Source organism: Chitinophaga filiformis (genome assembly GCF_021646545.1).
GTDB classification, from domain to species: Bacteria; Bacteroidota; Bacteroidia; order Chitinophagales; family Chitinophagaceae; genus Chitinophaga; species Chitinophaga filiformis_A.
The window spans coordinates 104,805-124,237 of sequence record NZ_JAKIRP010000019.1; the positions used below are offsets into that span (position 1 = coordinate 104,805).

Here is a 19,433-nt window from a genome sequence, read left to right on the forward strand (position 1 = left end):
CTATTTAGTTACAGTGATCGCTTACAGGTTCAATTCCAGCCTTGCAAACAGGAAACGGCCATTGTAACCGAACTGTGTTACCCTTCTGCTGTACCTGAACTGGTTGTTGGTGGTATTGGCAGGGTTGGCTACCAGGTCCGGATATACGTCGAATACATTGTTGGAACCGATGCTCAGTTTCAGGGCGGGCGTCAGCTTATAGCCCACTGCCACATCGGTCACGACTTTAGCTGAATAGGTCTGAAAGAAGGCCGGATCGTTCGTAGCTTCCTCCACAGTACCAAAGTGAACGTTACGGAGGAAGGCATTGAACTTACCAATGTTGTAAGTCAATGTCAGGTTCACTTTTTCACGAGGTACCGTCCTTTCCAGGTAGATCCTGCTGGTGCGGCTGAAATAGATGTTCTCTTTGCCTTTCAGCTTTTCAGATGCCTTGATGGGACCAACACGCTGGGTATAGCTGTAGGTACCGGAAAGGTCTGCACGCAGTGTTCCCCTGCCCAGCTTTGTGCTGTAGGTCAGTACCAGGTCTATACCGCGGGTCTCGGAATTGATGGCATTGGCAAAGAAAGCTGCCCTGTTGGCATTGGCGAGTGACAGCAGCTGGTAGATCTCTTTGTCGACAGCGGAGGCTGTATCAGCATTATTACCGGAGAACTGATCTGTATATACGATACGATCGTCGATATGTGTAAAGTAACCATCCAGCGTCAGGTTAAACTTGCCAAAGGTGCTGGTAAAACCGGCGCTGAAGCTTTTGGATTTTTCCGGTTTCAGCTGTGGGATGCCCAGCAGCTGTGCAGGCCGGCTGTCGTTCGTGAAGGTACCCACTTCATAAGGCACGCCGTCCACAAACAAAGTAGAAGTAGAAGAATAAAAGCGCTGGTGCAGGGAAGGCGCCCTGAAGCCGGTACTGGCAGACGCCCTGAGGGCGGTTTTCTCACTCAGCTTATAGCGGGCTGTGAGTTTGCCGTTCAGCGTACTACCGAAATCGTTATAGTTCTCAAAACGCAGGGCGCCTCCCAGCAGGAATGCGGATGAGAAATTGGCCTCTACATCCACATAACCGGAGATGGCACTACGGGTGGCCCTGATGGCATTTTCCGGACGGAAGCCGGGGAATACCTGCGCACCACCGGCCCTGGGTGAACCATCAGGTCCGAACACGGTATTGACAGAGCCTTGCGGGTCTGGTATCAGGATGTCTTTGCCATTAGCGTCCACCCCGATCTTCCTGGCGCGTCCATAGTCGGTGTACGAGTTCTCTGCTCCGGCTATGAGCTGGTATTGCTCGAAGCGGTGTTCAGCACCAAAGGCCACATCCAATCCTTCCAGCACATTAAAACGGCGGGAGAAATCGACGTTGGTGGTGTTCTGGGTGAAGATAGGTCCTCCGCAGGTAAAGCGTGTCGGAGATGCTTTCCCCAGGGATGCATTCAATGAATTTTCCACTTTGAAACCAAACTCATTGCGGCCATAGGTATTGCTGAAATCCACTTTCCAGTCGCCCAGATTCCCACGTATACCAGCAGCAAAGGAACGGTCGTAAATATCACTGTGTATTTCCGGCAGGAAGCCCAGTGGATAGATGTCCAGGATGTTCCTGCTGTCGTGCGGCAAACGGTACACACCTGCAGCATTTCCATTACGGTAACCGATACCTCCGAAGAAATAGACTTCCGCATTGTTTTCCAGTGGGATGCTGGCATTTACAAATAACTGTGCGCTGCGCAGTTTGGACTGGCCGGCGCGCATACGGATGTCGTTGCGGGTGATTTTGTTGGCCACCAGGAAAGAGTCTGTTTTATCTACTCCGCCGGGATAGGCGCGGTAGATAGCACCGGTCCACGGGCCCGAACGATTGGTATAATTACGGTAATCGTAAGAGCCGCCGAAGTTGATGTATCCTCCTTTTGCACCTAAAGGAATACCATAGTTCACGCCGGTCTGCACGGTCTGACCATCCACATTATCGTCTGCCTGCGAGGTAACGTTGGCGCCGGTGGTCACATTTACATTCAGGCGGTTCACGGTGCTTTTCAGGATGATGTTGATCACACCGGCGATAGCATCAGAACCATACTGGGCGGCGGCGCCGTCACGCAGTATCTCAATACGGTCGATGGCGGATGTTGGAATAGCATTCATATCAGTACCTACGGCGCCACGGCCGAAGCTACCGTTCACATTCACCAGGGCGGTATTGTACCGGCGTTTGCCGTTCACCAGCACCAGTACCTGATCGGGCCCGAGGCCGCGCAGGGAAGCAGGATCAATGTGATCCGTACCATCGGCAACGGTTTGTGTACCAGAGCTGAAGGATGGCGCCACATAGTTCAGGATCTGGTTGATGGATACCTGTGGCGCGTCGGCAGCAACACGTTTGATATCGATAACGTCTACCGGTACAGGCGTTTCCGTTTGCGTACGCGGCAGGCTACGGGAGCCTAGTACTACCAGTTCATTCATGGTGGTGCTGGCTTCCATTGTCACATCCACGGTAGTGGTTTGTCCGGCGCTAACGGTAACTGACTTACGCTGGGCGGCATACCCGACATAACTGATCAGCACTGTATGATTGCCGGGTACTATTTCCAGGGTAAAACGTCCCTGTGCATTGGTATATCCTCCTTTATTGGTGTGTTCAATGTGTACGGTGGCATTGGCCAGTGGTCCTTTGCCATCTGTAACGGTGCCCGTAATGGTGCCGGTCTGACCATACGAAGACGCTGATACACATAAAGTAAGGAAGACAAGAAGCAAAAGGCCTCTCAGATAGGTTACCGGGTGTAACATAAGATTCGATTTAGATTTGGGTTTTTAGATTTTGAGTTGTTCTTTTGGTTATGTTATTGCTACAAGAACAAATTGGTCTGTCTATTATCTAAAATACTAATTTGACAGCGCATTTAGAACAACTTGTCAAGATTCAATTGTCGACTAAACTCATAAACGCATGCGCACGATTTCGGTTTTACTGGCGCTAATCCTTGCCAGCACAGCTTATGCACAGCAGCCAACTCAGATTAATGCCTATCGTTATCAAGTTAAAAAAAGTGTTACCGCCAGTCATGGCGCCGTGGTATCAGCCCATCCGCTGGCCAGTCAGGCCGGCCTGCAGATGTTGCAGCAGGGTGGTAATGCGGTAGATGCGGCGATTGCCACCCAGCTGGCGCTGGCCGTGGTATATCCCGCAGCGGGTAACCTGGGAGGTGGAGGCTTCCTGGTAGCACACCTGAAAAACGGGAAGGACCTGGCCATCGACTACAGGGAAAAGGCGCCAGCAGCAGCCTCCCGCGATATGTACATCGACGCCTCCGGCAATGCCAATACAAAACTCAGCCAGGATGGTCACCTGGCATCGGGCGTACCAGGTACCGTAGCCGGTATCTTTGCATCCCTCCCTTATGCAAAGCTGACCATTCAGCAGCTCATCGCGCCTGCCATTATGCTGGCAGAAAAGGGTTTCGCTATCACCGAAAAGGAAGCCGCTGGTCTGAATGCAACACAGGAACTGTTCAGCAAACTCAATACACAGCCGAACGCTTTTGTAAGAAAAAAGCCCTGGAAAACGGGCGATACCCTCTTACAGAAAGACCTTGCCGCTACCCTGAAAAGGATCAGCACCAATGGCCGGGCGGGCTTTTATGAAGGGGAAACTGCAGCCCTCATCATTGCTGAAATGAAACGCGGCAAAGGGTTGATCACCGCGGCAGACCTGAAGACGTACGAAGCGAAAGAGCGCCCGGCCGTATCCTTCTACTATAAGAAGTACCGTATTGTTACCATGCCATTACCTTCCAGCGGCGGCATCGCCCTGCAGCAGATGATGGGTATGGTGGAAAAATATCCGCTGGCTGCCTGGGGCTTTCATTCTGTCAACGCCATGCAGCTCATGATCGAGGCAGAACGCCGCGCTTATGCCGACCGTGCGCAATACCTGGGTGATCCTGACTTTGTGAAAGTACCGGTAAAACAGCTCACCTCTCCCGAATATCTGCACACCCGCATGGAAGATTATGATCCACACCGTGCCGGCTCCAGTAAACAGACCGGCGCAGGAACTGTTTATTATGAAAGCGATGAGACCACACACCTTTCCGTCATGGACAGCGAGGGCAATGCCGTATCGGTGACCACCACCCTGAATGGCGGCTACGGTTCCAAAGTGGTAGTAGGCGGCGCAGGCTTTTTCCTGAATAACGAAATGGACGATTTCAGTGTAAAACCCGGTGTGCCTAACATGTATGGCCTGGTAGGAACGGAAGCGAATGCTGTTGCGCCGGGCAAACGTATGTTGAGCTCTATGACGCCTACCATCGTGCTGAAGAAGGAGAAACCTTATATTGTAGCGGGCACACCAGGCGGTTCTACCATCATCACTTCCGTGTTCCAGACCCTGCTCAATATCATTGAATTCAACCTGCCCACCCAGCAGGCGGTAGATGCGCCTAAGTTCCATCACCAATGGCTGCCCGACCAGGTGGATGTAGAGGAAGACTTTGATGAGATGCCTTTACAGTATCTGAAAGAGAAAGGATATAAGATCGTACGCCGCGGCGCTATCGGACGTACAGAGGTCATTAAGGTGAATAGTAAAGGGCAGCTGGAAGCGGCAGGCGATAAAAGAGGCGATGACAGTGCTGCCGGTTATTGATCATTACTAAACTACTTACGTATGATAGGACAGATCTTCCTGGACAGTGTGCTGAAAAGATTCGCATACTATAAATCACTCGGCGACCAGACACTGGCAATACTCAGCGGCGAACAGCTGCACTGGCAGCCGGAAGGAGAGCCTAACAGCGTTTGCCTGATCGTGAAACATGTCAGCGGTAACATGCATTCCCGGTGGACAGACTTCCTGCACTCCGACGGTGAAAAGCCCTGGCGCAACAGGGACGTGGAGTTTGAAGATGACCAGGCATCCGCAGAAGAGATCATCAAACTGTGGGAAGCCGGCTGGAAATGTATGCTGGATGCTATCAGTGCCTTAACACCCGATGATCTGGAGAAGACCGTTTACATCCGCAGTGAGCCGCATATTGTGCTGGACGCCATCAACAGGCAGCTAAGCCATATCCCCTACCATGTAGGGCAAATTGTGTACATTGGTAAAATGATCAAAAAGTCTGACTGGAAAAGCCTGTCGATCCCTAAGGGACAATCGCAGGCCTTCAACCAGGACATGTTCGGAAAAAAACAATAAGCGTATACCATGAAGATGAGATTACAGGCCATTCTGTGTGCAGTCGTACTGGCCCTTGCATTCAGCGCGTGTAACAGCGGCCGTACCAACAAACTGCTGGTACACAAAAAATGGCGGGTGTATGATGTGGTCGTCCCACCGGGATCGGCCTACGATATTACACAGATCAACCAGGCCACTGACCTGAAACGAGGATATTATACCAATGTGTACTACCAGTTCCTTGACAATAACCTGTTCATCGCCACCATTGACAATAAACCGGATTCCGGCAAGTACAAACTACTGAGTGACGGTAAGATCATCTCTGTCACTGCGGCCAATGGCCTGCGGTCTGCAGAGAACCTGGTGACCGTTGTGAAGCTTGATGAAACGCATTTTGATATGAAGGTGAAATCGGGGGAGTACTATTTTATACTGAAGACGAAAGCTGAATGAGGACATGCAGGCACAATTTACACATACAACGCCTACCAGCAGAACGAGCATTTCCGGAAAAGAATATCTCTTCTTTTCCGGATTTTCTTATCTGGGTTTACATGCACTTCCTGCTTTTAAGGAGCTGCTGAAACAGGGCATTGATGAATACGGGACGACTTTTATTTCCTCGCGTATCGCCAACACGAGGCTGCAGCTGTATGATGAACTGGAACATGCGCTGGCCGTATTGCTGCAGCAACAGGCATCGGCTACCTTTTCTTCCGGCTATCTGGCCTCCCAGTCGGCAGTGCAATATGCCGCGACAAGGGGAGAACTGTTGTATGCCCCCTCCGCACATCCGGCTTTATGGAAAGGGCAGCCGCACATTCCTGTGCAGGACTGGTCTGCCTGGGCGGCAGCAACGGTCGACAAGGTCAATGCGCATCCGGACGAGCGCTTTGTAATTGTGGCAGACAGTGTGAATCCGCTTACGAGCACCATCAATGATTTCTCCTGGCTGCAACAACTGAAACGGCAGGTGCTCGTGCTCATTGACGATGCACATGGTATTGGGGTGATCGGTGCAAATGGCAACGGCATCGTACATACACTGCCGCAGCATCCTCCCGTACGTTATCTGCTTGCAGCATCCCTTGCCAAGGCTTACAGTGCTCAGGGAGGGGTAGTATCGGGACATGCAGCAGATATTGCCGCCATTAAAAAGCTGCCCCTGTTCACCGGCGCCACGCCCATGATGCCGGCCAATGCCTGGGCTTTCCTGCAAAGTTTTTCTCTGCATGCTGAACAAAGGGCCTTGTTACAGCAGCGGATCAATTATTTTACATCACTGACGGGAAATATCGGATATTTGCACAACCCCTTCCATCTGCCGGTATTCCTGCTGAAGGATAATGCCGGTATTGAAAAATACCTGCTGGAGCATGATATCATGATCTCCTCATTTGGCTATCCCAATCCGGATAGCCCTCCTGTAAACAGGATCATTGTTTCTGCGCAGCATTCGGAGGAGGACCTGTATGTACTGCATAAGTTACTCTTAAACAGATAGACATGTTACTCAAAAAGATCTCCCTGTTGTTTTCCTGCAGCCTGCTGTTGTTAACCGCCAAAGGCCAGCAGACAGCCCCCGAAAAGTCTTCCCTGCTCTGGGAAATATCCGGCAAAGGCCTGCAAAGTCCGTCCTGGTTGTATGGCACCATTCATGCCATCTGTCCGGACGATCATCATTTCTCTTCCGCTGCCCTGGATGCGCTGAAGCAATCCAAAGCGCTGTACCTGGAGGTGAATATCGACGATAAACAGGAAGTAGGCCGTATACAGTCCGCAGCACTTATGCCGGAGCCCTATTCCTTCAAGGCGCTGTTTGCGGCAGCTGATTATGCGAAAATGTCCACCTGGTTCCATGATAGTCTCAACATCGAACTGGCACAATTGGATAAGCTGAAGCCACTGATCATCTATTCCATCATGCTACAGAAGTTCGCCGCCACTACCTGCGACAGGCCGGTATCTACAGAAGTAGAACTTGTGAAACTGGCCAAAGCGCAGCAGCTACCGATCAAAGGACTTGAAGCGATATTGGACCAGCTGGCCATGTTTGACAGCATTCCCGATACGGAAGAAGCCGCAATGATGCTGAAGAGCATTACAGATACGGCGAAATCGAGGGAAGATTATCGCAGGATGGTAAGTGCATATAAGCAGGGAGATATCCGGTTATTATACAACCAGATCGTCCAGATGGAAGATATGCTCAGGTACAAGGAGCTGCTGCTGGACAGGCGTAACCGTAACTGGATAAGTATCATCAGCAGTGAAGCGGCAAAAGCGCCCACTTTCTTCGCGGTAGGCGCGGGACATCTGGGTGGAAACATAGGGGTAATTGAACTGTTGCGGAAAGAAGGATATACTGTTAAACCTGTGTTATAACTACACTACTCATACAATACTCACAGACGATAGCCGGCAGTTCTGCGTTCTCTTATAGTTCTATCAAGTAATTCAACTATTTTTGCCGGATTAAATATCGCCGTCTGAAAAAAGTACGTAAAATATTATCTGTTATTTTCCTGAGTATCCTGGGCCTGATCATCCTGATCGGTGTACTGGTGAACATTCCGGCGATACAGAATTTCCTGGTGCATCAAGTCACCGAACGCCTGTCAGAACAACTGAGAACCCGGGTAGAGATCGATCACGTCAATATCCGCCTGTTTAACAGCCTCCGACTGGAAGGCACACTGATAGAAGATCGTCATAAAGATACCCTGCTGTATGCCCGTGTACTGCAATTGCGCATTACTGACTGGTTCTTTTTCCAGGACAAACCTGTTATCAAGTTTATCGGACTGGATGATGCGGATGTGAACCTGATACGCCACAGGAATGATTCTGTATGGAACTATCAATTCATCGTCGATGAATTCAGCGCTCCGCCCGATACGAGCCTGAAGCCCCGCAAAGGCAGCGGCGGTGTGTCTTTTGACCTCCGCAAGACGGATCTGCGCAATGTGCGCATTAACCAGATAGATGCCTGGGTCGGAGAAGACATGCGCGTGGCGGCTAAACGCATTTATCTCGACGCCAAGAATATTGACCTTAACCTGCATAACATTGATATACAGGAGCTGACGCTGGATAAACCTACGTTTATCATTTCCCGGTACCCGGCTTCTCCCCTGCGTAAGAAACGTCGTCCTGCACCGGCAGCCCCACTGACAGATACGGCCGCCATTCCTGCCCTCCGCTGGAACAGTGCCAACTGGAAGCTGCTGGTGAAAGAAATAACCATCAAGGATGGTACATTGGGGGTGGATGATCTGGAAGACCCGACGCCGGTAGAAAAAGGTTACTTTGCGCCCAATCATATCCGCTTCAATAAGATCGACCTGTCGCTGACCAATACCAGCCTGGTAAAAGACAGCATCATCGGCGACCTGACCATGAGCACTAAAGAGCGCAGTGGCTTCGAGGTTAAAAAGCTGACGGCAAAGTTCAAAATGTCGCCCGTAGAGATGGAGTTCTCCCACATGGACCTGTTCACCAACCGCAGCCACCTGCGCGACTACTATACCATGCAGTATGCTGATATCAGTGACATGAACCGTTACATTGATGAGGTATATATGCGTGCGCATATTGTGAACAGCAGCCTGCATTCTGACGATATCGCCTATTTTGCACCCGAACTATCCGACTGGAAAAAAGAGATCTCCCTGAGCGGCGACGCCCGTGGGCCGGTCAGCAACCTGAAAGCATCCAATATCCGGCTGGAAGCCGGCACTACCACCCGCCTGAAAGGAGGACTGGAAATGCGTGGCCTTCCGGATATCAACGATACCTACATTGACTTTAATGCAGAAGAACTGCTGACCACAGGGGCTGATATCATCAGCATTGCCCCTGATCTGCGGAATATAGACCCCGTACAACTGGAAAGACTGAACAACATCCGTTTTGCTGGTACCTTTACGGGTTTCGTAAATGACTTCGTAGCATATGGTAAATTCCAGACCAACCTGGGTAACCTGAATTCCGACCTTAACTTCAAAACGAACAGGGATGTGCCGGTATATTCGGGAAGCCTCACCACAGATGCTTTCAATGTAGGCGCCCTGATGGGCGTGCCTGAGATATCTACCATCTCCCTCAGCGCAAAACTGAATGGGGAAGGCTTCAACTTCAGGACCCTGAAGGCGGCAGTAGACGCCGATGTACAGCAAATTACACTGAACGGCTACAGCTACAATAATATCAAGACCAAGGGGGACATGAACCGTAAATTCTTCAACGGCGCCCTGACAGTCAATGATCCCAACCTGGATATGGATTTTGCCGGTACCATTGACTTCAACGGTGATGTACCGGTGTTCGATTTCGACTCCGACATACGCCATGGCAACCTGAGAGCTTTAAAACTGACAAGCGATTCCATCGTGCTGCAGGCCAAACTGGCCCTCAACTTTGCCGGCGACAACATAGACAACTTCAACGGTTCCGCCAGGGTATACAATGTATCGCTGTTCAAGGACCAGCGCAGGCTGGAGTTTGACTCGCTCAACGTATCCACCCACCTGGAAAATAATGTGAAGGTGCTGGCCATCCAGGGTAGTGAGATAGGCGGATATGTAAAAGGGAACTATAGCTTCATGCAGCTGCCGGATGCGTTCCGCCTCCTGCTGAACAAATATTACCCCAGCTACTTCCCTACTGCGCCGAAAGACAATATCCAGCAGGATTTCTCTTTCGCCTTCCAGCTGGGACAGGTAGATAAACTGATCCGTGGCTTCTCAAAAGATATTTCCGGCTTTGACAACTCTACCATAGAAGGCAACCTGAATACCATTAAAGGAAACCTTGCCCTGAATGTGAACGTGCCGCTGGCCTCTTACAGGAACTATCATTTCGAAAATCTTCAGCTGAAAAGCACAGGGACCTTCGACAAGATAGACATCAGCACGAGCATCGGGAAGGTATCTTCCGGCGACAAGGTATGGCTGCAGCATCCGTTGATCCTCGCCAATTCCGGCAGGGATACTTCCTATATCAAAGTGGACCTGCAGGCGGCAGACTCTTCCACCATGGATGGTTTTTATGCCAGGGTTATAACAGTGGCGGAGGGTGTGAAGGTGAGCTTCCTCAACAGTGCGTTTACGGTCAACGAGCGGCAATGGAATGTGACGCCAGGCAATGAAATCTACTGGAGCAAGGACTTCCTGACTATCCATAATCTGCAGGTAACGAGGAACGAACAGAGTATTACGGTAGAGACGAACGAATTCAACCCGGACGAGTCTAAATTTATCGTGAACCTGAAGAACCTGAACCTGTCGGACGTGATACCCTACCAGCTGACCAGCATGCGTATAGAGGGTTTTGCAGATGGCACGATCAATATATCCGATCCCACCCACAACCTGGACGTCAATGCTCTGATCACCACCAGCGAGCTGCGTATTGACAACGACTCCATTGGACTGGTGGCCTTCGAAGGCGGTTACAAACAGGAAACAGGCGACGTGACCTTCTCCGTCAAATCGGAGAATAAGGGGAAGAATTTCTTTGCGGAAGGACTGGCAGGGGTCTCTGCCACCAACAACAGGTTACAGGCAAATGTGGAGCTGAATGGTACCTCCCTCAGTGTGCTGGACCGCTTTGTGAATGAATATGTGACCGACCTGAAAGGGATGGCCTCCGGCAAACTGTCCATAACGGGTACTACGCAACAGCCATCCGTACATGGTAATCTTCGTGTGGACAGTGCGGGTGTGAAAGTCTTGTACCTGGGCACATATTATACCATCCCCCGGCTCAACCTGAATATAGACGACAAGCTGATTGAATTCGGTAACTTCTTTATAATTGATAAGAATAACAGCCGGGCTACTGCGAGCGGTTACATTTCACATGATCATTTCAACAATCTGAACTTCGACTTTGACGTTACGGCCCGCAACTTCATCTTCCTGAACACGGATGCAGAAGACAGTGACCTGTTTTATGGGAACGTGATCGCAGATGGCAAGGTGTATTTCTCCGGTCCGTTGAACGACCTGCAGCTGCGTATCCAGGCCAGACCGGGCAGGACCACGCATTTCTATCTGCCGTTATCAGACAGTAAAGATATCGGCCGTTCAGATTACATCACGTTCAAGTCGTACGGAACGGAGATGAAGGAGGAAAAGAAAAAGAAGAAGGACAACGTAAAACTGAGTGTTAAACTGGACATTTCTGCTACACCAGACGCCCAGATCGACGTGATCATGGACGCTGCTTCCGGTGATATGATCTCAGCGAACGGTACGGGTAACCTGCAGATCAATGTGAATACGGAAGGCGATTTTACCATGTTCGGTAATTATGAGATCAATAACGGATCGTACAATTTCACGCTGCAAAGGCTGACCAGCTGGAAGTTTGACATTGATAAAAGCAGTTCCATCACCTGGAACGGCGATCCTAACGAGGCTAAAGTGGATATCCACGCGAAATATACCCTGCCTAAAGTAAGTCTTTATAACCTGGTGGGTAATTCCTCCACTGCCGGTGACAAGCTGGCTACCCGTACAGAAAGGGTAGACATCCTCATCAACCTGCGCAATGAGCTAATGAAACCGGATATCACTTACGAGATCAGTCTTCCGGAAGTAGGCTCAGTGGCCTATGAAAGTGGTGTAGCGGCTAAACTCCGTGAGATCAACCAGGACCAGAACAAGGCCCTGCAACAAATGGCCGGTCTGCTGCTGTTTAACCAGTTCCTGCCGGAAGATCCTAACTCAGCCGGCGGTGCCAGTGTTGCAACTACCGGTAAGAACAGTGTGGGTCAGGCACTGAGTGCGCAGGCATCTGCTATTCTGAACAATATTACCGGCACCTTATTAAAGAACAGCGGTATCGGTATCAATGTAAACTACAGGGCTTATAACATTGGTAGTCAGGACAATGCATCTCTGGACCGTAACCAGGTGAGCGCAGGGGTGACCAGTAATCTTTATAATAACAGGATCAGGCTATATGTGGGTGGTGACTATGACTGGGGTAAGGCCAGCACCTCTGCCAATGCCAACCGTTTTGCGGGCGACTTCAGGGCAGAGTACCTCCTGACGCCGGAAGGGCGTATCCGTATCAATGCTTTCAGTAAATCGGACTATGACGTGTATAACCTGGTGAACCGTAATAAGGCGGGTCTGGGTATTTCCTATATACGCGAGTATAATAAGTTCGCAGAGTTGTTTAATGAGCGAAACAGGCGGAGGTTTATTGATTCGATCAGGAGGGCGGAAGCCATCCGGCAGGAAGAGATTGAAAAACAGCGGGAAAGGGAGGATAGTTTGAAGAGGAGGGCTGGGAATTAAGGCTTTGTCTCGATTGGATTCAATATTCCATATAATTATAAATCGCGACATTTTTGTTGGAAATAAAAAGCCTGAGAATTACTCCTCAGGCTCAATTTCTTCGTATGATTCATACTTAGATTTCTTTCCTTTCTTCTCCCCTTGGGACACCCCGTAAAAATAGCTGCCTATAGCAGATAAAATTGCGGGTACAACTACTTTGAGTATCTCCAAGGCGACCGACTCCTTATTTAAGCAAATAGTGATAGTAAGTACTACAAAAAAAGTTACTACTATCACTCCCCAGAAGTAATACTGCTGTTTTTGGCTAACCAATTTGTTTTTTCCGAGACGATCTTCATTCTGATTTTGGATATGCAGAGACTGTACTGCTATTGCATGGTCCTGCTCCATTTGTTTCTCTCTGAACTTTGCTTCTAAAGCCTGCAGCTCTAACTGTTTGCTTTGATTTTCTAAAAAGTGTTTAATTAAGCCTTCATCGAGTATAGGAGGAGGCGTGTCATGCGCCTGGTCTGCTGAGGGCGGAGAAGAATTAAGCGTGCTTTTTGACATCAAAAATTGCCGGTGGTTTTATGGCAACCTTCACATGTCCAAAACCACGTTGGCCAATTTTAGGCGGGATAAACTTGCTTGACAGGATTTGTCCCTTGTTTTTTTCTACAAAGGATAAAAACGCTTTTGGCGTTAAAAGTCTCATGTTGGTGTCCTGTAGCCTCATATCCTGATATGTTTTGCTAATGGGTTGCAAAGGTAATACCAATTTAGTGAATAATTTTTGTTATCGCAACCATTACAAAACAGCTAATCATTAGTTGGAAAAATTGAGCTGTTAATGGCGATAACTATCATACTACTGTTGCAATTGGTATAATAGTATAACATGAGTAATAAAAAAAATGTTTAAAAAATATAAAATTTGAGCGCCAATTACCTGCCTAAGATTGACAAATCACTAATTATCATATCTCAACTTTCACGGCAGCTAAAACGACACAAAAAAAGGAATCAGCATAAAACTGATTCCTTTTTTAATTGACGGAGGTTCTGCAAAATTATCCCCTCAGTATCTCATGACCCAGCTTATCGCGTTTGGTCTTGAGATAGAATTCGTTATGTGGGTTTGGATGTACTTCGATCGGTACATTTTCCACCACTTCGAGGCCATACCCTTTCAATCCTGCACGTTTGCGTGGATTGTTGGTGATCAGGCGCATTTTGGTAATGTTCAGGTGGCGGAGGATCTGTGCTCCTACCCCATAGTCGCGTTCATCCATTTTGAAGCCCAGTTCCAGGTTTGCCTGTACGGTGTCCCGGCCTTCTTCCTGGAGCTTGTAAGCTTTGAGCTTGTTCAGCAGTCCGATACCGCGGCCTTCCTGGTTCATGTAGAGGATCAGACCTTTGCCGGCACGTTCTACCATTTCCATGGCCTTATGCAGTTGTTCACCGCAATCGCAGCGGAGCGAGTGCAGGACATCGCCGGTGGCACAGGAGGAGTGGATACGTACCAGGACTGGTTCGCCTTTTTCCCAGGATCCTTTTTTCAGGGCCATGTGGAGGTCGCCGGAGTTCAGTTGTTTGAAAGCTACCAGTTCGAAGTCGCCGTATGCCGTAGGCATATGTACGGTTACCTGTTCCTCAATCAGGGTTTCCTTTTCGAGGCGGTATTCGATCAGGTCTTTGATGGAAATGAGCTTCAGGTCGAATTTATCTGCTATCTCCTTAAGTTGTGGCAGACGGGCCATAGAGCCGTCTTCATTCATGATCTCTACCAGTACGCCGGCGGGTTCAAAACCGGCCAGCCTGGCCAGGTCGATGGTTGCTTCTGTATGACCGGTACGGCGTAGTACGCCGCCGCTTTTTGCCTTCAGGGGGAAGATATGTCCCGGTTTCCCGAGCTCTTCGGGGCGTGTATTGGGATCTATCAAAGCCTGTACGGTCTTGGCGCGGTCGTGTGCTGATATACCTGTGGTGCATCCGTGACCCAAAAGGTCTACTGATACGGTAAAGGGGGTTTGGTGCAGGGCGGTATTGTCACGCACCATCATCTCCAGTTTCAACTCCTCACAACGTTCCTCCACCAGCGGAGCACATATTAAACCACGGCCATAACGGCTCATAAAATTGATGATCTCCGGTGTTACGTTCCTTGCTGCTGTAACGAAATCGCCCTCATTCTCCCTGTCCTCGTCATCTACGACTATTACCAGCTTACCATTCCTGATATCTTCTATGGCTGATTCTATTGTATCTAGCATAGCGCTTTATTAAAGTTAATTCGCAAAGTTATGGTAAAAAAAGCACCATACCCTATCCTATCTGCTTACCTGAAGATCACTGCACATATATAGCAATAAACCATATAAATATTCGAGCTGATAAGTATATGATTTAATAGCGTGCGCAGCAATATTCTAAGTATTTTAAAGATGTCCTATTCGATTTTTTAGAATTTCTGGTACAAATTGTTGAACAAACTCGATGAAATACCTGTTTTAACTAATAGCTATCCAAAATTATAACCTGTACATCTAATATCCTCAATGGCTTAACAATTTGTTAATTTATAGTTAAAATCTGTAAAATTTTATTTGCCACCTTTGCGTCATAAATCAAATCGCTCATTTATGGGATTTAAAAGACTACTCTCTACATTCATTGTCCTGTTTATCGCATTTCACTCTTATGCTCAGGTAACCACCAGTAGCATGCTCGGTAAAATTACCGGCCCTGCGAACGAGGCATTACCTGGCGCTACCGTTGTTGTAATCCATGTACCTTCCGGTACTAAATATGGTACCACTACAGATGTTGAAGGGTACTACAGGATCCCTAACATGAATGTCGGCGGACCGTACAAGGTAACCGCCTCCTATATCGGCTATACGGAATTCAGCCAGGGGGATATTTTCCTTGCCCTGGGTCAACCATTCAGACTGAACATGAAACTCGGAGAAAAAGCCCAGGATATCAAGGAAGTGCAGGTGATAGGTCAGAGAAGCGGTGGTGTATTCAACTCCAGCCGTAAAGGTGCGCAGACTACACTGAACCGTACACAGGTAGAAGCGCTGCCTTCTGTGGGCAGGAACCTGACCGACTTCGTACGTCTGACGCCACAGGCGAAGCTGACTAAAGACGGAAGCGGCAACCAGACCATTTCCATTGCAGGTACCAGCAATAAATATAACGCTACATTCGTGGACGGTGCTGTTCAGAACGACGTATTCGGTCTGGCAGAAAATGGTACAAATGGTGGCCAGATCGGTATCTCTCCTTTCAGTATTGACATCATAGACCAGTTCAATATCAACGTATCTCCGTTCGACGTAAAACAGGGTGGTTTCGCCGGTGGCGCTATCAACGCTGTAACCAAGAGCGGTACTAACGAAATTGAAGGTTCTGCCTATTATTTCGTACGTAATGAGAGCCTGGCAGGTAAAACGCCTACCAAAGATGAGAGCAAAAGAACCAAACTGGGAGACTTCTCTTCTAAAACTTATGGCGTACGTATAGGCGGGCCAATCATCAAAAATAAACTGTTCTACTTCGTAAACGCCGAGTTTCAGAAAGAGAACCGTCCGCAGCCTTTCAGCTACGAAACATACAGAAATGGCCGTCCTACTTATGCTACCCAGGCCGGACTTGATTCACTCATCAACAAACTGCGTTCAAGTGGATATGACCCGGGTGGATATGAAACAGTTGACAACACACTGGATGGCCGCAAATTCTTCGCAAGAATCGACTGGAACATCAATGAGTCCAACAAATTCACCATCCGTCACCAGTATACACATGGTGAAAGCATCAGCCCGGGTAAATCCAGCGCATCTACCATTACGTTTTCTAACAAGGGTGTCAGCTTCCCTTCTACTACAAATGCTACCACCGCTGAGCTGAAAAGCCAGTTTGGTAACAGGGCAGCGAACTCCCTGTTGTTAGGTGCTAACTTCGTAAGGGATGACCGTGGTATTATGGGCTCTCCATATACTTCTGTGTTTATCTCAAGGGAATCCATCAGCTTTGGTACAGAAGAATTCTCTGTAGCTAACCTGCTGAGCCAGGATGTACTTACCCTTACTGATAACCTGGAACTGTACAGAGGTAAACACACGATCTCTCTGGGTACAAGTAACGAATACTATAGCCTGAACAACGTGTTCATTGGTCAGAACTATGGTTCTTATACATTTGCGAGCCTGGCTGACTTCATGAATAACGCTTCTCCAACCGTGTACCAGCGTTCATTCTCTGCTGTAGATAAAACCACTGGTGACAACACCGCAGGAGCTGCTAAGTTCAAAGCGCTGCAACTGGGTATCTATGCACAGGATGACTACCAGATCAACGACCGCTTACGCGTATCATTGGGTATCCGTGCAGACCTTCCAATGCTGCTGGATGATCCTGCAACCAACACTGACTTCAATACCAACGTACTTCCGGCCCTCGTTGCCGCAGGAAAGTGGGATATCAAGGGTGCAAAGACCGGTACCAAACCTGATTCTAAAATTCTGCTGTCTCCACGCGTAGCCTTCAACTGGGATGTGAAAGGCGACCAGACCACACAGATCCGTGGTGGTGCAGGTATCTTCACCAGCCGTATTCCATTTGTATGGCTGGGTGGTATGTACAACAACAATGGTGTAACACTGGGTGGTATCAGGCAGACATACAATCCCGCTAACCCAACATCACCAACCAATCAGCCTATCACCTTCAATCCTGATCCGTTCACACAGCCAAGCATCACTGTGGCTCCTTCAGGAAAGATCGATCTGTTTGCAAAGAACTTTAAGTTCCCGCAGGTATTCAGGACCAGCCTGGCAGTAGATCAGCGTTTACCATGGGGTATGATCGGTAGCCTGGAAGGTATCTATACCAAAAACATCAACAACGTAGCATATTACAACCTGTCTTATATCCCATCTGGTAGTACAGTTACCGGCGCAGGTGGCGACAAACGTCCTATCTGGAAAAACGCAGGTAAAGCTATCCTGGGTAACTACACAGATGTGATGTATGCAGAAAACACCAGCCAGGGTTACTCCTATAACCTGACCGCACAGTTACAGAAAACCTTCTACGGTGGTTTCAGTGCAATGGCAGCCTATACATATGGCCGTTCGAAGAGCATCAACGATGGTCAGTCATCTCAGAACTCTTCCCAGTGGAGGGTACCAAACATCAATGGCCGTAATGCTATTGACCTGGGTAACTCTATCTTCGACGTAGGTTCAAGGATCATTGCTTCTGTAACTTATAAGAAAGAATACCTGAAACACTTCGCTACCACTGTTACCCTGTACTACACAGGACAGTCCGGCGAAAGGTTCGGATATGGTTACAGGGATATTCCAAGCGCCAACATTGTGGGTGACTTCAACGGTTCCAGCAGTGATAAAGGCCTGAACCTGATCTATATTCCAAAAACAGCGGCTGACATCAACCTGGTAGCCTACACTCCTACCGGTTCCACTACGCCAGTTACTCCTGAGCAGCAGTGGGCGGCACTGGATGCGTTCATCAACGGCGATAAATACCTGAGCAAACACAGAGGCGAATATGCTGAAAAGAATGGTCTGAGAACTCCATTCACTCATATCTTCGATCTGCACCTGGCACAGGATATTTACATCACGCAGAAGAATGGCAAACGTCACACTATCCAGGTTACTTTTGACGTGTTCAACCTCGGTAACATGATCAATAATGACTGGGGCCGTATATACTCTACCCGTACAGGTATGAGTTACAACAACTATGGCCTGATAGATTTCGTTGGCTTTGCTACTGATGGTACTACACCTCAGTTTAACTTCAAAGCGCCTGTTAAGAACGACAACAAGACTGTAGCAACAATCGATGATTTCGGTTTACAGTCTGCACGTTGGCAGGGTCAGCTTGGCTTCCGTTACATCTTCAGATAGTCAGAGCACTTTTCATAGAAAAAAGGGTTGTTTGCCATTTGGCGACAGCCCTTTTTTTATGCGGATGATGTAATACTCATTAGTTCATCATTCCTTCACAAGCTGTTAGACTTTTTTCTTTATATTTATAACGATGCAGGAACAACATTACAAATGGCATTCCCGGCACCTGGGCCATGAATTTGAAATGCTGGTGTACGGCGAAGAGGGGTATCCGCTGATACTCTTCCCGACATCCCTGGGGCGGCATCATGAACATAAGGACAAAGGGCTGATCGGGGCCCTGCAATGGTTTGTTGACAACCAGCTGATCAGGATTTACTGTCCTGACAGTATAGACGGCGATAGCTGGTACAATCCTCATATCTCTCCGGCGCAGAGAGCCCTGAATCATGTCAGGTATGACAGTATGCTTCGTCATGAAGTGCTGGAAAAAGTGACAATGGAAACAGGCGTTCACCGTGTGGCGGTGGCTGGTTGCAGTTTTGGCGGATATCATGCCGCTAATTTCGCCTTCCGCTATCCTGAAAGCGTATCCTACCTTTTTAGCCTTAGCGGCGTTTTCGATCTGAAACCAAGGCTTAATGGCCATTATGACGACAACGTATATTACCATAACCCGGTCGATTTTATGCCTGATAATCCGCATGAAGCCCTGTGGCGGATGGGGATCATATTAGGCGTAGCCGAAAAAGACATCACCCGCCATCAGAACGAAAACATGTCGGGCATTCTTAGCAGCAAGGGAATCATGCACTGGCTGGATGTAAGACCAAACAGGACCCATGACTGGCCCACCTGGCTGGAAATGCTCCCCTACTATCTGTCACTCATAAAATAGTGACAACAGACGCAGGACACAACACAATACTTTTTGCGCAAAGACAACCAACTTAAAGCATAAATGTTATTATCAGTACAGGTAATGAAAATCCTGCCGTTGGCGTGAATATTGATCCTCAAACGCGACTGTTGTAAACGACGGATAACCAAACAGTAAAA

Annotated in this window: 11 protein-coding genes; 8 read left to right on the forward strand and 3 right to left on the reverse strand. The window is 48.6% G+C overall.

What is annotated here, in order from left to right; translation table 11 throughout:
• Positions 1–21: 21 nt before the first annotated feature.
• Positions 22–2,796, reverse strand: coding sequence for a TonB-dependent receptor (locus tag L3C95_RS31115; RefSeq protein WP_236394430.1), 2,775 nt, complete (start codon positions 2,794–2,796; stop codon positions 22–24).
• Between the two features lie 160 nt (positions 2,797–2,956).
• Here L3C95_RS31115 and ggt point away from each other — a divergent pair, with 160 nt between their 5' ends.
• From ggt to L3C95_RS35150, 6 genes are all read left to right on the forward strand, one after another.
• On the forward strand, positions 2,957–4,657 hold the full coding sequence (gene ggt / locus L3C95_RS31120; protein WP_236394432.1) for a gamma-glutamyltransferase: 1,701 nt from the start codon (positions 2,957–2,959) through the stop codon (positions 4,655–4,657).
• A gap of 21 nt (positions 4,658–4,678) precedes the next feature.
• On the forward strand, positions 4,679–5,209 hold the full coding sequence (locus tag L3C95_RS31125) for a DUF1572 family protein (RefSeq protein ID WP_236394434.1): 531 nt from the start codon (positions 4,679–4,681) through the stop codon (positions 5,207–5,209).
• A 9-nt stretch (positions 5,210–5,218) separates the two neighbouring features.
• The gene (locus L3C95_RS31130) at positions 5,219–5,647 is read left to right on the forward strand and encodes a hypothetical protein (RefSeq protein ID WP_236394436.1); all 429 of its coding nucleotides are present in this window, start codon (positions 5,219–5,221) and stop codon (positions 5,645–5,647) included.
• 4 nt (positions 5,648–5,651) lie between these two features.
• The gene (locus L3C95_RS31135) at positions 5,652–6,698 is read left to right on the forward strand and encodes an aminotransferase class I/II-fold pyridoxal phosphate-dependent enzyme (RefSeq protein ID WP_236394438.1); all 1,047 of its coding nucleotides are present in this window, start codon (positions 5,652–5,654) and stop codon (positions 6,696–6,698) included.
• A gap of 2 nt (positions 6,699–6,700) precedes the next feature.
• Positions 6,701–7,579, forward strand: a complete 879-nt coding sequence (locus L3C95_RS31140) for a TraB/GumN family protein (RefSeq protein WP_236394440.1) — start codon at positions 6,701–6,703, stop codon at positions 7,577–7,579.
• Positions 7,580–7,788: 209 nt separating this feature from the next.
• Positions 7,789–12,504 (forward strand): translocation/assembly module TamB domain-containing protein, encoded by a 4,716-nt coding sequence (locus L3C95_RS35150; protein WP_236394442.1) that lies wholly within the window; start codon positions 7,789–7,791, stop codon positions 12,502–12,504.
• A gap of 78 nt (positions 12,505–12,582) precedes the next feature.
• Here the strand turns inward: L3C95_RS35150 and L3C95_RS31150 are convergent, their stop codons facing one another.
• Together L3C95_RS31150 and L3C95_RS31155 are read right to left on the reverse strand one after the other, a co-directional pair.
• Positions 12,583–13,056 (reverse strand): hypothetical protein, encoded by a 474-nt coding sequence (locus L3C95_RS31150; RefSeq protein ID WP_236394444.1) that lies wholly within the window; start codon positions 13,054–13,056, stop codon positions 12,583–12,585.
• 500 nt (positions 13,057–13,556) lie between these two features.
• Positions 13,557–14,759, reverse strand: a complete 1,203-nt coding sequence (locus tag L3C95_RS31155; RefSeq protein WP_236394446.1) for a bifunctional 3,4-dihydroxy-2-butanone-4-phosphate synthase/GTP cyclohydrolase II — start codon at positions 14,757–14,759, stop codon at positions 13,557–13,559.
• 369 nt (positions 14,760–15,128) lie between these two features.
• Here L3C95_RS31155 and L3C95_RS31160 point away from each other — a divergent pair, with 369 nt between their 5' ends.
• Positions 15,129–18,431, forward strand: a complete 3,303-nt coding sequence (locus tag L3C95_RS31160; protein ID WP_236394448.1) for a TonB-dependent receptor — start codon at positions 15,129–15,131, stop codon at positions 18,429–18,431.
• A 133-nt stretch (positions 18,432–18,564) separates the two neighbouring features.
• On the forward strand, positions 18,565–19,272 hold the full coding sequence (locus L3C95_RS31165) for an alpha/beta hydrolase-fold protein (RefSeq protein WP_236394450.1): 708 nt from the start codon (positions 18,565–18,567) through the stop codon (positions 19,270–19,272).
• Positions 19,273–19,433 lie beyond the last annotated feature (161 nt).